The organism is Streptomyces fradiae, from assembly GCF_041270065.1.
Taxonomy (GTDB): Bacteria; Actinomycetota; Actinomycetes; order Streptomycetales; family Streptomycetaceae; genus Streptomyces.
Genome location: NZ_CP065958.1, coordinates 5,750,204 through 5,765,577, shown reverse-complemented (window position 1 = coordinate 5,765,577; position 15,374 = coordinate 5,750,204). Strand labels below are relative to the sequence as shown.

13 protein-coding genes are annotated in these 15,374 nt (G+C 71.1%); 10 read left to right on the top strand and 3 right to left on the bottom strand.

Going from position 1 to position 15,374, the window contains the following annotated elements; genetic code table 11:
- Nucleotides 1-17 precede the first annotated feature (17 nt).
- From gltX to JAO84_RS26405, 3 genes are all read right to left on the bottom strand, one after another.
- Nucleotides 18-1,493, bottom strand: a complete 1,476-nt coding sequence (gltX, locus tag JAO84_RS26415; protein ID WP_370415068.1) for a glutamate--tRNA ligase — start codon at nucleotides 1,491-1,493, stop codon at nucleotides 18-20.
- On the bottom strand, nucleotides 1,486-2,280 hold the full coding sequence (locus JAO84_RS26410) for a fumarylacetoacetate hydrolase family protein (protein WP_265864663.1): 795 nt from the start codon (nucleotides 2,278-2,280) through the stop codon (nucleotides 1,486-1,488). Before JAO84_RS26410 ends, gltX begins: the two co-directional genes overlap by 8 nt.
- Before the next feature lie 80 nt (nucleotides 2,281-2,360).
- Nucleotides 2,361-2,561 carry a hypothetical protein gene (locus tag JAO84_RS26405; protein ID WP_370415067.1) on the bottom strand — a complete coding sequence of 67 codons (201 nt, stop codon included), beginning with the start codon at nucleotides 2,559-2,561 and terminating at the stop codon, nucleotides 2,361-2,363.
- Nucleotides 2,562-3,143: 582 nt separating this feature from the next.
- Here JAO84_RS26405 and JAO84_RS26400 point away from each other — a divergent pair.
- The 10 genes from JAO84_RS26400 (at nucleotide 3,144) to JAO84_RS26355 (ending at nucleotide 15,374) form a co-directional block, all read left to right on the top strand.
- Nucleotides 3,144-6,914: a nitrate- and nitrite sensing domain-containing protein gene (locus JAO84_RS26400; protein ID WP_370415066.1), complete on the top strand. Its 3,771-nt coding sequence runs from the start codon at nucleotides 3,144-3,146 to the stop codon at nucleotides 6,912-6,914.
- Nucleotides 6,915-6,923: 9 nt separating this feature from the next.
- Entirely contained in the window at nucleotides 6,924-7,337 is a 414-nt protein-coding gene (locus tag JAO84_RS26395) for a roadblock/LC7 domain-containing protein (protein ID WP_265864815.1), read from the top strand.
- 198 nt (nucleotides 7,338-7,535) lie between these two features.
- Complete coding sequence (locus JAO84_RS26390) at nucleotides 7,536-7,943, top strand: DUF742 domain-containing protein (RefSeq protein ID WP_265864666.1); 408 nt, start codon at nucleotides 7,536-7,538, stop codon at nucleotides 7,941-7,943.
- On the top strand, nucleotides 7,924-8,511 hold the full coding sequence (locus JAO84_RS26385; RefSeq protein ID WP_265864667.1) for an ATP/GTP-binding protein: 588 nt from the start codon (nucleotides 7,924-7,926) through the stop codon (nucleotides 8,509-8,511). The genes JAO84_RS26390 and JAO84_RS26385 overlap by 20 nt, the downstream gene beginning before the upstream one ends.
- A gap of 363 nt (nucleotides 8,512-8,874) precedes the next feature.
- A complete protein-coding gene (locus tag JAO84_RS26380; protein ID WP_370415065.1) occupies nucleotides 8,875-12,126 on the top strand; it encodes a nitrate- and nitrite sensing domain-containing protein in 3,252 nt (1,083 codons plus the stop codon).
- A 10-nt stretch (nucleotides 12,127-12,136) separates the two neighbouring features.
- A complete protein-coding gene (locus tag JAO84_RS26375; RefSeq protein ID WP_362534025.1) occupies nucleotides 12,137-12,550 on the top strand; it encodes a roadblock/LC7 domain-containing protein in 414 nt (137 codons plus the stop codon).
- Nucleotides 12,551-12,643: 93 nt separating this feature from the next.
- Entirely contained in the window at nucleotides 12,644-13,189 is a 546-nt protein-coding gene (locus JAO84_RS26370) for a DUF742 domain-containing protein (RefSeq protein ID WP_265864669.1), read from the top strand.
- Complete coding sequence (locus tag JAO84_RS26365; RefSeq protein ID WP_017235983.1) at nucleotides 13,170-13,751, top strand: ATP/GTP-binding protein; 582 nt, start codon at nucleotides 13,170-13,172, stop codon at nucleotides 13,749-13,751. The genes JAO84_RS26370 and JAO84_RS26365 overlap by 20 nt, the downstream gene beginning before the upstream one ends.
- Nucleotides 13,752-13,906: 155 nt before the next feature.
- Nucleotides 13,907-14,908 (top strand): serine/threonine-protein kinase, encoded by a 1,002-nt coding sequence (locus JAO84_RS26360; protein ID WP_370415064.1) that lies wholly within the window; start codon nucleotides 13,907-13,909, stop codon nucleotides 14,906-14,908.
- Nucleotides 14,898-15,374 (top strand): hypothetical protein, encoded by a 477-nt coding sequence (locus JAO84_RS26355; RefSeq protein ID WP_370415063.1) that lies wholly within the window; start codon nucleotides 14,898-14,900, stop codon nucleotides 15,372-15,374. The genes JAO84_RS26360 and JAO84_RS26355 overlap by 11 nt, the downstream gene beginning before the upstream one ends.

Here is a 15,374-nt window from a genome sequence, read left to right as displayed (position 1 = left end):
GGCGGGCCCGGGGAGGGTCAGCCGGCGAGCTTCGCCAGGGCCGCGTCGATGCGGGTCAGGGTCTTCTCCTCGCCCAGGATCTGGAGGGACTCGAAGAGCGGGAGGCCGACCGTGCGGCCGGTGACGGCGACGCGGACCGGGGCCTGGGCCTTGCCGAGCTTGAGGCCGTGGGCCTCGCCGGCGGCCAGGACGGCGTTCTTGAGCGACTCCGGGTCGTTCCAGTCGGCGGCCACGAGCTTCTCGCGGGCGGTGGTGAGGAGGGCGGCGGGCTCGCCCTTCATCGCCTTGTCCCAGGAGGGCTGGTCGAAGACCGGCTCCTTCAGGAAGAGGAAGTCGACGTTGGCCGTGATGTCCGACAGGACGGTCAGGCGGGTCTGGGCGTAGGGCGCGATGGCCTCCCAGGCGGCCCGGTCGAAGTCCTCCGGGGCCCAGTTCGCGTGCGGGGCCCGCAGCCAGGGCTCGCAGGCCGCGGCGAAGTCCTTCACGTCCAGCATGCGGATGTGGTCCGCGTTGATGGACTCGGCCTTCTTGAGGTCGAAGCGGGCCGGGTTGGCGTTGACGTCCGCGATGTCGAACTTCTCGACCATCTCGGGGATGGTGAAGAGGTCCTGGTCGGCGGAGAAGGACCAGCCGAGGAGGGACAGGTAGTTCAGCAGGCCCTCGGGGAGGAAGCCGCGCTCCCGGTAGAGGTTGAGAGAGGCCTGCGGGTCGCGCTTGGAGAGCTTCTTGTTGCCCTCGCCCATCACGTACGGCAGGTGGCCGAAGTGCGGGATCTCCTTGGCGACGCCCAGCTCGATCAGCGCCTTGTAGAGCGCAATCTGGCGCGGGGTGGAGGAGAGCAGGTCCTCGCCGCGCAGGACGTGGGTGATCTCCATCAGGGCGTCGTCGACCGGGTTGACCAGGGTGTACAGCGGGGCGCCGTTGGCGCGCACGATGCCGTAGTCCGGGACGTTCTCCGGGGTGAAGGTGAGCTCGCCGCGGACCAGGTCGGTGAAGGTGATGGTCTCGTCGGGCATCCGGAAGCGGACGATGGCCTCGCGGCCCTCCGCCTGGTAGACCTCGACCTGCTCGGCGGTCAGCTCGCGGCAGTGGCCGTCGTAGCCGGACGGCTTGCCGGCGGCGCGGGCGGCCTCGCGGCGGTCGTCCAGCTCGGTCTGGGTGCAGTAGCAGTGGTACGCGTACCCGCCGGCGAGCAGCCGCTCGGCGACGTCCTTGTAGATGTCCATCCGCTGCGACTGGCGGTACGGCTCGTGCGGGCCGCCGGTCTCGGGGCCCTCGTCCCAGTCGAGGCCGAGCCACTTCAGCGAGTCGAGGAGCTGGTTGTACGACTCCTCGGAGTCGCGCGCAGCGTCGGTGTCCTCGATGCGGAAGACCATGGTGCCCTGGTTGTGCCGGGCGAAGGCCCAGTTGAAGAGGGCGGTGCGGACCAGGCCCACGTGGGGGTTGCCGGTCGGCGAGGGACAGAAACGGACGCGGATATTCGCGTTAGCCACGCTTGATCACCCTGTTGGTGAGAGTGCCGATGCCTTCGATGGTGACGGCGACCTCGTCGCCGACGTTGAGGGGGCCGACCCCGGCGGGGGTGCCGGTGAGGATGACGTCGCCCGGGAGCAGCGTCATGGCCTCGGAGATGTGGACGACCAGGTCCTCGATGGAGCGGATCATGTCGCTCGTACGACCCAGCTGACGCTGTTCGCCGTTGACCGTCGCCTGGACGGTGAGGTCGTTCGCGTCGGCGGTGCTCAGGCCGGTCTCGATCCAGGGGCCCAGCGGGCAGGAGGTGTCGAAGCCCTTGGCGCGGGCCCACTGGGACTCGCGCTTCTGGACGTCGCGCGCGGTGACGTCGTTGGCACAGGTGTAGCCGAAGACGACGTCCTGGACGCGCTCGCGGGGCACCTCGCGGCACATGCGGCCGATGACCACGGCCAGTTCGGCCTCGTGGTGCAGCTCGTGGGAGAAGGAGGGGTACTCGATGGCGTCGCCGGGGCCGATCACCGAGGTGGTGGGCTTGAAGAAGGCCACCGGGACCTCGGGGACCTCGTTGCCGAGTTCCTTGGCGTGCTCCGCGTAGTTGCGCCCGATGCCCACGACCTTGTTGGGGAGCACGGGCGGCAGGAGCCGGACCTTGCTCAGCGGGACCTTGGTGCCGCTGAGCTCGAAGTCGGTGTACGGGATGCCCTTGATGATGTCGAGGACCAGGCCGCCGGACTCGACGGTCCCCTCGCCCTCCACGGCTCCGAAGGCGACGTTGCCGTCGATGGAGAATCTGGCGATGCGCACGAGTGCTGTCGCCCCTCACTTGCTACTGGCTGGAGTCTGACGCTGTCAGGCTATCTCGGCCGGTAGCGGTGACCGTCTGATCACTCGGCGGAGAGGTACGCCGGGACGTACGGGGCGGGCGGGACCATCAGGACCGTGCGGCGCGGGTTGGCGGTCGCGCCGGGGAGCGCGGCGGCGTACTCGGGCTGGGCTCCCCGGCCGAGCTCCTGCGCGTCCTCGAGGTGGGCGAGGGTGGAGCGGCGGGGGTTGGCCGTGGTGCGGAGTACGGACGTCGTGTTCATCGCGGTGTCGGACCCTTGTCTGCGTGGGGCGCGCCCGTAGGGGGCGCGTGGTACGGGATGCCCATTCTGTAAAGCGTCAGGCTAAACATGCAATTCCCTTCGAATGCATGGCGGATTCAACGAACTACGTGTGAGTTTGCTCACCACCACGGGAACAATCCGGGCATTACGCACCGCCATTCGAGGTAACCGAAACGGACATTCCTCCACTGAACGATTCATTCCGCTGCTGATCATCGCGACTGGGACACCCCCACCCCTCCGTCACTTCGCCAGGTTTCGCCCGGTTCGTCCGTGATCATCTTCTACATGGGGTGACACCGCGTTCACACGTTGTCATGCCTGTCTCGGCACGCTCCACGGCCCTTGTTGGAGATCCGGCACTGTGCTGGAATTCCACGCACCGCCGCGGGCTTCAGGCCGGCGCGCAGGGGGCGCAACGCAGCGCCGGCCGAGTGGCGGGGAAGGGGGATCTGCGCCGGTCACCGACGACCACCACTGGGGCGCACCTGCGCCCCACGACGCCGACACCGTCCTCTCCGTTCACCCGGAAGGACGCCTGGTCCAGAGGTTGCGACGCTAGTGCAGGGACGTTTCAAGAGGGATGGCACGGGCTCTTCCCAGGCCCGCAAGGGCCGAGGGGAAGCTGCTGCGGAGCAGGAGCCGCGTGCCGGGACCCAGCACGGATCCCCGGCCCCGCACCCCCAGAACCAGGGGAAGCCCCAGGGGAAGACCCAGGGCAAGGGCGACTCCGGCGACGGCTCGGGCCGCGGCACCGCCGCGGACGCCGTGGCGGAGAGCGCTCCGCTGCCCCGGCTGGCCGGCGACAACCAGGTCGGCCCGCGAATAGCCCTGCGCAACTGGCGCATCTCCACGCGCCTGGTCGCGCTGCTGACCCTCCCCGTGGTCGCGGCGACCAGCCTCGGCGGCATCCGCATCAACGAGTCCTTGCAGGACATGGAACAGCTGGATCAGATGCAGCTGCTCACCAGGTTGACCAAGGAAGCCACCAACTTCGCCGAGAAGCTGCAGCGGGAGCGCGACCTCTCCGCCGGTCCGCTGGCGAACGGCCGGTCGAGCGGCGACTACCAGGTCGCGAGCCCGCGCAAGGAGACCGACCGCGCGCACCGGGCCTTCCTCGACGCCACCAACGAGATCCCGGCGACCGACGACGACGAGTCGCTGCGCAGCATCCGGCAGAACGTCAGCCAGATCGCCTCGCAGGTCAGCTCGCTCGGCTCGATCCGCGCCACCGCGTACGAGAAGAACGTCGCCCACTCGGTGACGGTCGAGGCCTACAGCCGTCTCATCCGCTCGCTGCTCAGCCTGTCCCAGGACATGGCCCAGGCCACCAGCAACCCGGACATGATCAAGCGGACCCGCGCGCTCGCCGCGTTCTCGTCCGCCAAGGAGTACGCCTCCATCCAGCAGGCGATCATCGCCTCCGCGCTGCCCCCCAACGACAGCCGCGCCGGCAGCATCGCGCTCGGCGACCGCCTCTACGGCGACGCCGCGTTCACCAGCGAGGACGTCGAGCTCAAGTCGTTCAAGGCGATCTACGAGTCGACCGGCGGCGACGCCGAGGAGCTCACCGCCTCCCTGGAGAGCGGCAACCCCTCGATCGAGGCCGCCAACAACTACACGCGCCGGATGCTGAAGGCGGACCGTCCGCTCGACATCAAGCGCGGTCACTTGAACTTCACCGACGAGTACGACACCAAGATGCGTGCGATGAAGACCATCGAGGCCACGCTGCTCGGCGAGATGGAGACCAAGGCGCGCGAGCTGCGGCAGGAGTCGCAGCGCGACGCCATCATCAACGGTGCGCTGATCCTCCTCGTCCTCGGCGTCTCCCTCGTCGGCGCCTTCGTCGTGGCCCGGTCCATGATCCGCTCGCTGCGCCGGCTCCAGGACACCGCGACCAAGGTCGCCCAGGAACGCCTGCCCGAGCTGGTCAAGCAGCTCTCCGAGTCCGACCCGCAGGACGTCGACACCTCCGTCGAGTCCGTCGGTGTGCACTCCCGGGACGAGATCGGCCAGGTGGCCGCGGCCTTCGACGACGTGCACCGCGAGGCGGTCCGCCTCGCCGCCGAGCAGGCCCTCCTCCGGGGCAACGTCAACGCGATGTTCACCAACCTCTCGCGCCGTTCCCAGGGCCTCATCCAGCGCCAGCTCTCGCTCATCTCCGAGCTGGAGTCCCGCGAGGCCGACCCGGACCAGCTGTCCTCGCTGTTCAAGCTCGACCACCTCGCGACCCGTATGCGCCGTAACGGCGAGAACCTCCTCGTCCTCGCGGGCGAGGAGCCGGGCCGCCGCTGGACCCGCCCGGTCCCGCTGGTCGACGTGCTCCGTGCCGCCGCCTCCGAGGTGGAGCAGTACGAGCGCATCGAACTGGCCGCGGTCCCGGCGACCGAGGTCGCCGGCCGGGTCGTCAACGACCTCGTCCACCTCCTCGCCGAGCTGCTCGAGAACGCCACCTCGTTCTCCTCGCCGCAGACCAAGGTCCGGGTCACCGGTCACGCGCTGCCCGACGGCCGCGTGCTCGTCGAGATCCACGACACCGGCATCGGCCTCTCCCCCGAGGACCTGGCCGCGATCAACGAGCGGCTCGCCTCGCCGCCCACCGTGGACGTCTCGGTCTCCCGCCGCATGGGTCTGTTCGTGGTCGGCCGGCTGTCCCTGCGCCACGGCATCCGGATCCAGCTGCGGCCGTCCGACTCGGGCGGCACCACCGCGCTCGTCATGCTCCCGGTCGACGTCGCCCACGGCGGCAAGAAGCCCGCGCCGAAGCCCGGCGCCGGCGGCCAGGGCGCGATGCCGCAGGGCCAGGGTGCCCCGGGCGGGCGCCTCGCCGGCGGTCAGGGCGCGGCCGGTGGCCCCGGCGCGCTCGGCGGCGGGCGTCCGGGCGGTGCCCCGTCGGCGCCCGGCGGCCGGCTCGGTGCCGGTGCGGCCCGTGGCGCGCTGCCCGCGCGCGACGGCGCCGGCCAGGGCCAGAACGGCCCGAGCGGCCAGAACTTCTTCCAGGAGCGCTCGCAGGCGCCCGCCCCGGCGCAGGCCCAGGCTCCGGCCCAGGACCCGGGTCCGCAGACCCAGCCGATGCCGCCGGTCCCGCAGGACGACCGGCGCCCGGCGCCCGGTGGTTTCGGCGGCGGCGCGCAGAGCGCCATCCCGTCCCGTACGGACGTGTGGGGCGGCCAGGGTCCGGCGAACGGGCAGCCCGCGCGCGGCCCGCAGGCCCCGCAGGCTCCCCAGCAGCCGCAGGCCCCGCAGGAGCCGCGTCCGGTCCAGGGCGGCTTCCCGCGGGCCGAGCTGCCCGGGGGCACGTCTCAGCCACAGCACCCGGCCCGGCCGCAGGCCACCAGCTGGGGCAACGACCAGGCGCAGCCGGTCCGCCGGCCGCAGCAGGACATGACGCCGCTGGACGCGCCGCGTGGTCACGAGGAGCCGTTCGACGGTCCGGGCTCCACCGGCCAGTTCGCGCGCCCCGACTTCGGTGCGCCGCAGGCTCCCCAGCAGGCCCCGGCCCAGCAGCCGATGGCCCCGCAGGGCTACCAGGACCCGGCGTCCACGGCGCAGTTCCCGCGCCCGGACTTCGGCGCCCAGCAGGCTCCCCAGCAGCAGCAGTACGGCCACCAGCCGTACGTACCGCAGGCACAGGCCCCGCAGCAGGCACCGCAGGCCCCGCGCCAGCGCACGGCGAACGAGCCGCAGCAGCCCCAGCAGCCGCAGCTCCAGCAGCCGCGCCGCCCGGAGGCCCTGCCGCCGGCGCAGCACGCCGGTGACGGCCGTACCCCGCTGTACGACACGCTGGAGACCAACTGGTTCCACCAGGAGCAGGGCCAGGCCCAGGGCGGTCAGCCGCAGGGCCAGTACCAGGCTCCCGCGCAGGGCCAGTACCAGGCTCCCGCGCAGAACCAGGGTCAGGGCCAGGGCCAGTACCAGGCCCCGCGTCAGGCCCCGGCTCCGGCCGCTCCCTCCCAGGGCGCGCCGGACGTCGAGCGGACGACGCAGACCCCGGTGGTCCCGCAGTCCGAGGCGGGCCGGCCGAACGGCCCGGCCGCCTGGCGGACCTCGCCCAACGACGAGCTGGTGCGCCAGGCCGAGCGGGTGCGCAAGCCCGCCGCCGGCGGGGTCACCACCTCCGGGCTCCCGCGGCGCGTGCCGCGGGCCAACCTCGTGCCCGGGACCGCCCAGGAGCAGGCCACGCAGGCCGGCCCCCAGGTGTCCCGCGCACCCGACGACGTCCGCGGCCGGCTCACCAATCTGCGCCGCGGTATCCAGCAGGGCCGTCAGGCGGGCAACTCGACCACGGGTTCCTTCCATGTCGGTCCGACCCACCAGCAGGAGCGTTAGTTGAGCGCGATGAGCCAGGCGGCGCAGAATCTGAACTGGTTGATCACCAACTTCGTGGACAACACCCCCGGGGTGTCGCACACGGTGGTGGTCTCCGCCGACGGACTGCTCCTTGCCATGTCCGAAGGGTTCCCCCGCGACCGCGCCGACCAGCTTGCGGCGGTCGCGTCCGGACTGACCTCGCTGACCGCGGGCGCGTCCAGGATCTTCGAGGGCGGACCCGTGGCACAGACCGTGGTGGAGATGGAGCGCGGCTTCCTCTTCATCATGTCGGTCTCCGACGGCTCCTCGATGGCCGTACTCGCCCACCCGGAGTGCGACATCGGTCTCGTGGGCTACGAGATGGCGCTGCTCGTCGACCGGGCGGGCAGCGTCCTCACCCCCGATCTGCGGGCCGAGCTCCAGGGCAGCCTGCTCCGCTAGCCGGGGCGCCGCCCGTCGAGCCCGGACCGCTCGAATCCGTACCCGAGACCGATCCGTACCCGAAACCGACACGCCCGCGGGCGGTGCGCCCCTCCGCACCGCCCCGGACCCGTTCACCGTCCGGCCGCCCCAAAGCACTCGGCCCCCCACCGGCCCCATCAGACGGCAGAAGGTTCTGCTGTCACGCCCGGAGGATTCATGACCCCGCCCCCCGCCTCTCACGATCCGTACGGCACATCGATAGACGAGCCGTACGGAGCGGAAGGCGACCAGCCGCTGGTCCGGCCCTATGCCATGACCGGCGGCCGGACCCGGCCGCGCTACCAGCTCGCCATCGAGGCGCTGGTCAGCACCACGGCCGACCCGGCGCATCTGGCCACCCTGCTGCCGGAGCACCAGCGGATCTGCCACCTCTGCCGTGAGGTCAAGTCGGTGGCCGAGGTGTCGGCGCTCCTGTCGATGCCGCTCGGCGTCGCCCGCATCCTCGTGGCCGACCTGGCCGAGGCGGGCATGGTGGCCATCCACCAGCCGGGCAACGGAGAGGCCGGCGGCACGCCGGACGTGACACTGCTCGAAAGGGTGCTCAGTGGACTTCGCAAGCTCTAGCGGCCCCGCCTCCGCGGCCCGTTCGACCACCAGCGCGAAGATCGTGGTGGCCGGCGGGTTCGGCGTGGGCAAGACCACGTTCGTGGGCGCCGTCTCCGAGATCAACCCGCTGCGGACCGAGGCCGTCATGACGTCCGCCTCGGCGGGCATCGACGACCTGACGCACACCGGTGGCAAGACGACCACCACCGTGGCGATGGACTTCGGCCGTATCACCCTGGACCAGGACCTGATCCTGTACCTCTTCGGTACGCCCGGTCAGGACCGCTTCTGGTTCATGTGGGACGACCTGGTCCGCGGTGCCATCGGCGCCGTGGTGCTCGTGGACACCCGGCGGCTCGCCGACTGCTTCCCCGCGGTCGACTACTTCGAGAACTCGGGCCTCCCCTTCGTCATCGCGCTCAACGGTTTCGACGGGCAGCAGCCCTACACGCCGGACGAGGTGCGCGAGGCGCTGCAGATCGGGCCGGACGCTCCCATCATCACGACCGATGCCCGCCACCGCGCGGACGCCAAGAGCGCGCTCATCACCCTCGTCGAGCACGCCCTCATGGCGCGGTTGAAGTAGTACACCGCAAGTAGAAGTCGATATACGTCAGTTGTCGTAGAGATTTTGGGGGCGGTCTGTGTCGTTGGACACGACCGCCCTTGACGGTTCCGCCGGTTCATAACGTTTCGACAGAGAATTGCGGCGTCTCGGACACCCGACGCATCCGGCTGATGCCGCTGCGCTCACATGAGCCCCGCCTTTTGGCGGGGCTCGCTCTTTATGCCCGTTTTATCGGCGGCGTGAGCCACGAAAACCGGGCGCTCCGCACTGTTTGGAGGGGACCCCCTTCACGTGCTGCAATTCATGAACTCCCGAGTAGTACGGCCCTGAACGAAACACCCGGCACAACACAGGTGCCGGCGCCGAGAGGTTGTTGGTCGAGTGAGGCGAAGCAAGGAAAGCTCCGCGGAGCAGCAGACGCGGGGCAACTTCACGCCGCCGTCGCGCGCGGCTATGCCGCCCGCGGACGAGCCCGTGGCGTCGCCGGCCCCGAGCCGCAAGGGCAGCACCAGCAAGATGTCCCCGCGCAACTGGCGGGTGCCCACCAAGCTGAACGCGATCCTCCTCATACCCGTGCTTGTGGGCCTCGTCATGGGCGGCTTCCAGGTGAAGACGGCCATCGACACCTGGCAGGAGGCGCAGGACGCCGAGAAGACGGCGCTCATCGTGCGCGCCGCCTCGGACTACGGCCAGGCTCTGCTCAACGAGCGCGACCTCACCGCCGCCCCGCTCCTCAAGGCGAAGTCGCCCGAGGACCGCGAGAGCGACGAGGTCACCCAGGCCTACGCCGCCACCGACGCCGCCAAGGCGAAGTTCGACGAGGCCGTCAAGAGCATGCCGAGCGGGGACGGCCTTGAGCGCCGCCTGAGCCTGTTCCGCAACGCCGAGCCGAAGCTCGAGGAGCTCCGCAAGGTCGCGTACACCCGGTCCCAGGACCCGGTGACCACCCAGACCTCGTACACCGAGGTCCAGCACTACCTGATGGAGTTCTCCAACGAGCTCGGTCTGGGCACCGGCAACATCACCAGCTACGGCCGCACCGTCTACGCGATCCAGCTGTCGAAGGCCGCCGAGTCCCTGCAGCGCTCGATCGGCACCCAGCTGCTCGTCCGGCCCAGCGCGAAGGACGAGGTCTTCGCCCAGCAGTCGGTCGCCTTCAACTCGTACAACTACCTGGAGCAGATCGCCCTCGGCGAGTACCAGTCCGGCGGCACGCAGGCGGACGTGGACCGGCTGAAGGAGGTCATGGCGGGCAAGGCCTCCGAGGGCGCCAAGAAGATGGCCCAGCTGGGCATCGAGCTGCCCAAGGGCACCGGCAAGGACCAGTCCGTCTACGCAGGCGTGGCCCAGGCCATCGGCGGTGCCAAGGACGCCGACGCGATCGCGGACCTGAAGAAGCAGGGCATCACGCCCGAGACCTGGATGGCCGTCGCCACCGCCAAGTTCGACGGCTACACCGAGGTCGAGAAGGAGCTCGTCGACAAGGCCGTGACCGAGGCCGCCGACATCTCCGGCGAGGCCCAGACCGACGCCTACGTCACCGGTGGCATCACCGTCGTCGCCCTGCTCGCCGCCTTCATCCTGGCCGGCCTCATGGCCCGCCAGATGAGCCGCTCGATGCGCGAGCTGCGCACCGCCGCCTTCGGCATCGCCGAGCAGCGTCTGCCGATGCTCGTCGACCAGCTCTCCCGGACCGAGCCCGGCCGGGTCGACACCCGGGTGCAGCCCATCCCGATCGACTCCACGGACGAGATCGGCGAGGTCGCCCGCGCCTTCGACCAGGTGCACCGCGAGGCCGTCCGGCTCGCCGCCGAGCAGGCCCTGCTCCGCGGCAACATCAACGCGATCTTCACCAACCTGTCGCAGCGCAACCAGTCGCTGATCGAGGGCCAGCTGGGCCTCATCACCGACCTGGAGAACAACGAGGCCGACCCGGACCAGCTGGAGAACCTCTTCCGCCTGGACCACCTGGCCACCCGTATGCGCCGTAACGGCGAGAACCTCCTGGTCCTCGCCGGCCAGGAGCCCGGCCGCCGCTGGGACCAGCCGGTCCCGCTGGTGGACGTCATGCGCGCCGCCGCCTCCGAGGTGGAGCAGTACGAGCGCATCGACATCGCCGGTGTACCGGAGGCCGAGATCCACGGCCAGGCCGTGACCGACCTCGTGCACCTGCTCGCCGAGCTCCTGGAGAACGCCACCACGTTCTCCTCCCCGCAGACCAAGGTCCGGGTCACCGCGACCCGGCTGCCCGACGGCCGCGTGATGGTCGAGATCCACGACAAGGGCATCGGCCTCACCGCCGAGGACTTCGCGGACATCAACCACAAGCTGGCCAACCCGCCGACCGTGGACGCGGCCGTCTCCCAGCGCATGGGCCTCTTCGTGGTCGGCCGGCTCTCCGACCGCCACGGCATCCGGGTCCAGCTGCGCCCCTCGGGCGAGCAGGCCGGCACCACGTCGCTGGTCATGCTGCCGGACGCGATCACCCATGGTGGTGGTGGCGAGACGGCGCCGATGCAGGACGACTTCACCGTCTCGCAGATCATCCCGCAGCAGCAGGTCCAGTCGGCCTTCGAGCCGCAGGCCCAGCCGATGCGCACCGCGGCCGAGCTCGGCTTCGACGACTCGCGCTACGAGCAGCCGGGCGAGGAGCGCCAGCTCGACCCGGTCAACCGCTCGCTGATGCGCGAGGAGCGCCGGGCGGCCCTGGAGGCCCAGGTGCAGGGCGGCGAGCGCCCGATGTTCCAGGACGAGCTCGAATCCGGCGCGCCCGATCAGCAGACGTTCGTACAGCAGGAGCACGAGCAGGAGTACGCATCGGCCTACCCCGGTGAGTACCAGCAGGAGTACCAGCAGGACTACGCGCAGCCGCAGCAGCCGCAGGGCCAGGACGCCTACGGCTATGCCGAGCAGGGTTACGAGGGCTACCAGCAGCCCGCAGACGGCTACCCGGCGCAGGGCTATGCGGAAGCCGGGTACGACCAGGGCGCGACCGCTCAGCAGGGGTACGCGAACGGCTACGAACCCCAGGCCGACCAGGGCGGCTGGCCGCAGCAGCCCGGCTACGACCAGGGCTACGCACAGCAGTTCGGGACGGAATCGGAATCTGCCCAGGGCGCTCCCGAACAGGACCGCGACCGCGTAGGCTTCGACCGTCCGGGGAGTGGCCCCACTCCCACCCCGGACGCCGGCCACACGCTGACCGGTGCCGGACTGCCGCGCCGCGGCAGCAGCGCCCCGCAGGCGCCGCAGACCCCGCAGGCGGGACAGTCCGAGCCGCCGGCCCAGCAGATGCGGCAGGACAGCACGAGCACGGCACCCATGGACGCCGGCGGCTCCGACGACTGGCGCTCGGCCAACGACGAGCGCTGGCAGCGGGCCGAGAAGCTCCGCGACCCGAAGGCGGGCGGGGTCACCTCCTCCGGCCTTCCCCGACGGGTTCCCAAGGCCAATCTGGTCGAGGGAGCCGCGGAGCACACCCCGCAGGGCGGCCCACAGGTCTCCCGCGCACCCGAGGACGTCCGGGGCAGGTTGAGCAACCTGCGCCGCGGCATCCAGCAGGGACGCAGCGCGGGTACGGACACGAACGGATCGGGCCTCGGCCCGGGCAACACCTACAACCAGGAGCGTTAGTGTGAGCGCGATGAGCCAGGCGGCGCAGAATCTGAACTGGTTGATCACCAACTTCGTGGACAACACCCCCGGGGTGTCGCACACGGTGGTGGTCTCCGCCGACGGCCTCCTGCTGGCGATGTCCGACGGGTTTCCCCGGGACCGCGCCGACCAGCTTGCGGCGGTCGCCTCCGGACTGACCTCGCTGACCGCGGGCGCGTCCCGGATCTTCGAGGGCGGTGCGGTCAACCAGACCGTCGTGGAGATGGAGCGCGGCTTCCTCTTCATCATGTCGATCTCGGACGGCTCCTCGCTGGCCGTGCTCTCCCACCCGGAGTCCGACATCGGTCTCGTGGGCTACGAGATGGCTCTGCTCGTCGACCGGGCGGGCAGCGTGCTCACCCCCGATCTGCGGGCCGAGCTCCAGGGAAGTCTTCTCAACTAACAGACAGACAGTGCGTTTCTCGCCACCGCACCGTAGGGTGCGGTGGCGCGGTTCCAAGGGACATGGGACCGCGAGGCAGTCGGAGGAGGAGACGTGGGCACACCCCCGGGCGGAAGCCCTTATAACGGTTTTGACGCGCATCAGTCGCCGGTGGGCGACCCCGCGCAGAACCGCTACAACTTTCCCTCCGCGCCGAGCAGACCGGGTATGTCGCAGCCGTATCAGCAGCCGCAGGCCCAGCCCACGCCCACCGGTGCGCCGGGTGCGCCGGCCGGCCGTGCGGGCGCCGCGGGCGGGAACAACCCGCTCGTCCGCCCGTACGCGATGACCGGCGGCCGGACCCGGCCGCGTTACCAGCTCGCCATCGAGGCGCTGGTCAGTACCACGGCCGATCCGGCCCGGCTGCAGGGGCAGTTGCCCGAGCACCAGCGGATCTGCCGGCTGTGCTTCGAGATCAAGTCGGTCGCCGAGATCTCGGCACTGCTCTCCATCCCCCTCGGCGTTGCCCGGATTCTCGTGGCCGACCTGGCCGAGGCCGGACTCGTAGCCATCCACCAGCCCGGCGGCGACGAGGCCGCCGGCGGTCAGCCAGACGTGACACTGCTCGAAAGGGTGCTCAGTGGACTTCGCAAGCTCTAGCGGCGGCGCGGCCCGTTCAACCACCAGCGCGAAGATCGTGGTGGCGGGCGGCTTCGGCGTGGGCAAGACCACGTTCGTCGGCGCGGTCTCGGAGATCAACCCGCTGCGAACCGAGGCCGTCATGACGTCCGCTTCCGCGGGCATCGACGACCTCACCCACACGGGCGACAAGACGACGACGACTGTCGCCATGGACTTCGGCCGCATCACCCTGGACCAGGACCTGATCCTGTACCTCTTCGGTACGCCCGGTCAGGACCGCTTCTGGTTCATGTGGGACGACCTGGTGCGCGGTGCCATCGGCGCCGTCGTCCTGGTGGACACCCGGCGGCTCGCCGACTGCTTCCCCGCGGTCGACTACTTCGAGAACTCGGGCCTCCCCTTCGTCATCGCCCTCAACGGCTTCGACGGCCACCAGCCGTACCAGCCGGAGGAGGTCCGCGAGGCCCTTCAGATCGGTCCCGACACCCCGATCATCACCACCGACGCCCGCCACCGCGCGGACGCCAAGAGCGCGCTCATCACGCTGGTCGAGCACGCCCTCATGGCCCGCCTGCGGTAGTTGTCCCGCCGTCTTTCGCGGAAGGCCGCGTTCCCGTTCCGGGACGCGGCCTTCCGCATGTGATCCCCGAACTCCGCATGTGATCCCCGACACGCGAAACCGCCCCCGCGGGGCGGGGCGTCCAGTACGTTGTACGGGGACCTCGGGGGGAGACGATGGGTTCGCTGGACGGTACGCGCCGGATCGGCCGCTTCACGGTCGAACGCACGCTGGGCAACGGCGGGATGGGCAAGGTCTATCTGTGCCGCACCCCCGCCGGGTTACGCCTGGCGGTCAAGGTGATCAGCGCCGAGCTCGCGCACTCGCGGGCCGGGCGGATCAGGTTCCACCGCGAGGTCGAGGCGCTGCGCGACGTGCGCAGCCCGTACACCCTCCCGCTGTACGACGCCGAGACGCTCACCCCGCCGTACTGGCTCGCCTCCCGCTACGTGGAGGGCCCCACCCTCGACCAGCACGTGCGCAAGCGGGGGCCGCTGCCCGAGCGGCGGGTCGCCGAGCTGGGCGCGATGCTCGCCGAGGCGCTGGCCGGGGTGCACGCCCACGGGCTGATCCACCGGGACCTCAAGCCCAGCAACATCATCCTGGAGGACGGCGAGCCGCGGCTCATCGACTTCGGCATCGTCCGCTCCGACAGCTGGACCCGGGGTCTGACCGACCCGATGTCGCCACCCGGCACCAACGGCTTCATCCCGGCCGAGAGCCTGCGCGGCGGCGAACCGACGCCCGCCGTCGACGTGTTCGCGCTCGGGGTCGTCCTGGTCTTCGCCGCCACCGGCCTGCTGCCCTTCGGGCACGGCCTTCCCGCCACCCTGCGGATCTACCAGGGGGTGCCGCCCCGGCTCACCGGTGTACCGGCCGCGCTCGCCGGGGTCGTCCGCTCCTGCCTCGCCCCCGCCCCGGCCGACCGGCCCGGTCCGGACGAGCTGATGGCGGAGCTCGGGGCGCTCCTGAAGCCCCCGCCGGGGGCCGGGCGTCCGGTGCCGAAGCCGCCGCACCCGCCGACCGTCCCGGTCGCCGATCCCCCGCACCACTGCCACGCCCCCGTGCCGCCGGCCGCCGGCGGGGGCTGCGCGCTGCGCCCGGTCGCCGCGCGGCTGCTCGCGGCCGGGCTGTCCCGTCCGCTGATCCGGAAGGCGGTGCTGCACCGTGAGCCCTGAGCCCGTGGTCGAACTGCGCGACGGCTGGGAGTCGTTGGTACGGGAATGGGCGCGCCGCCGCGGCGAGCCGGTCCAGACCGAGGACGGCGCCCTCTTCCTGGAGACCAGGACCGGCGACCCGTCCGGGCCCCGGCTCACCGTGGACATCAGCCGGGCCGCCGGCTCGCTGGTGGTGGCCGTCACCGACGGGACGCTCGTCCCCTCGGACCGGCTGGCCCCGACGGCGGCCGCCGCGACCGCGTGGAACGCCCACGAGGTGACGCCGGCGGCGGTGCTCGGCGACGCCCGCAGCGAGGAACCGCTGCTCTCCGCGGTGCTCGCGCTGCCGCTGGTCTGCCATCTGACGGCCACCGGGTTCGCGACCACCCTCGACGCGCTGCTCGACCGCTCGGTGCGGCTGCTGCGGGAGTGCCACGACCTGGGTTTCGTGCTGCGGAGCTCCGATGACCTCGCCTCGCCGGAGTGA

Coding starts and splice junctions, on each gene's coding strand:
- JAO84_RS26405 (WP_370415067.1), bottom strand. CDS start 2,561: ATGAACACGACGTCCGTACTCCGCACCACGGCCAACCCCCGCCGCTCC.
- JAO84_RS26395 (WP_265864815.1), top strand. CDS start 6,924: ATGAGCCAGGCGGCGCAGAATCTGAACTGGTTGATCACCAACTTCGTG.
- JAO84_RS26390 (WP_265864666.1), top strand. CDS start 7,536: ATGACCCCGCCCCCCGCCTCTCACGATCCGTACGGCACATCGATAGAC.
- JAO84_RS26375 (WP_362534025.1), top strand. CDS start 12,137: ATGAGCCAGGCGGCGCAGAATCTGAACTGGTTGATCACCAACTTCGTG.
- JAO84_RS26360 (WP_370415064.1), top strand. CDS start 13,907: ATGGGTTCGCTGGACGGTACGCGCCGGATCGGCCGCTTCACGGTCGAA.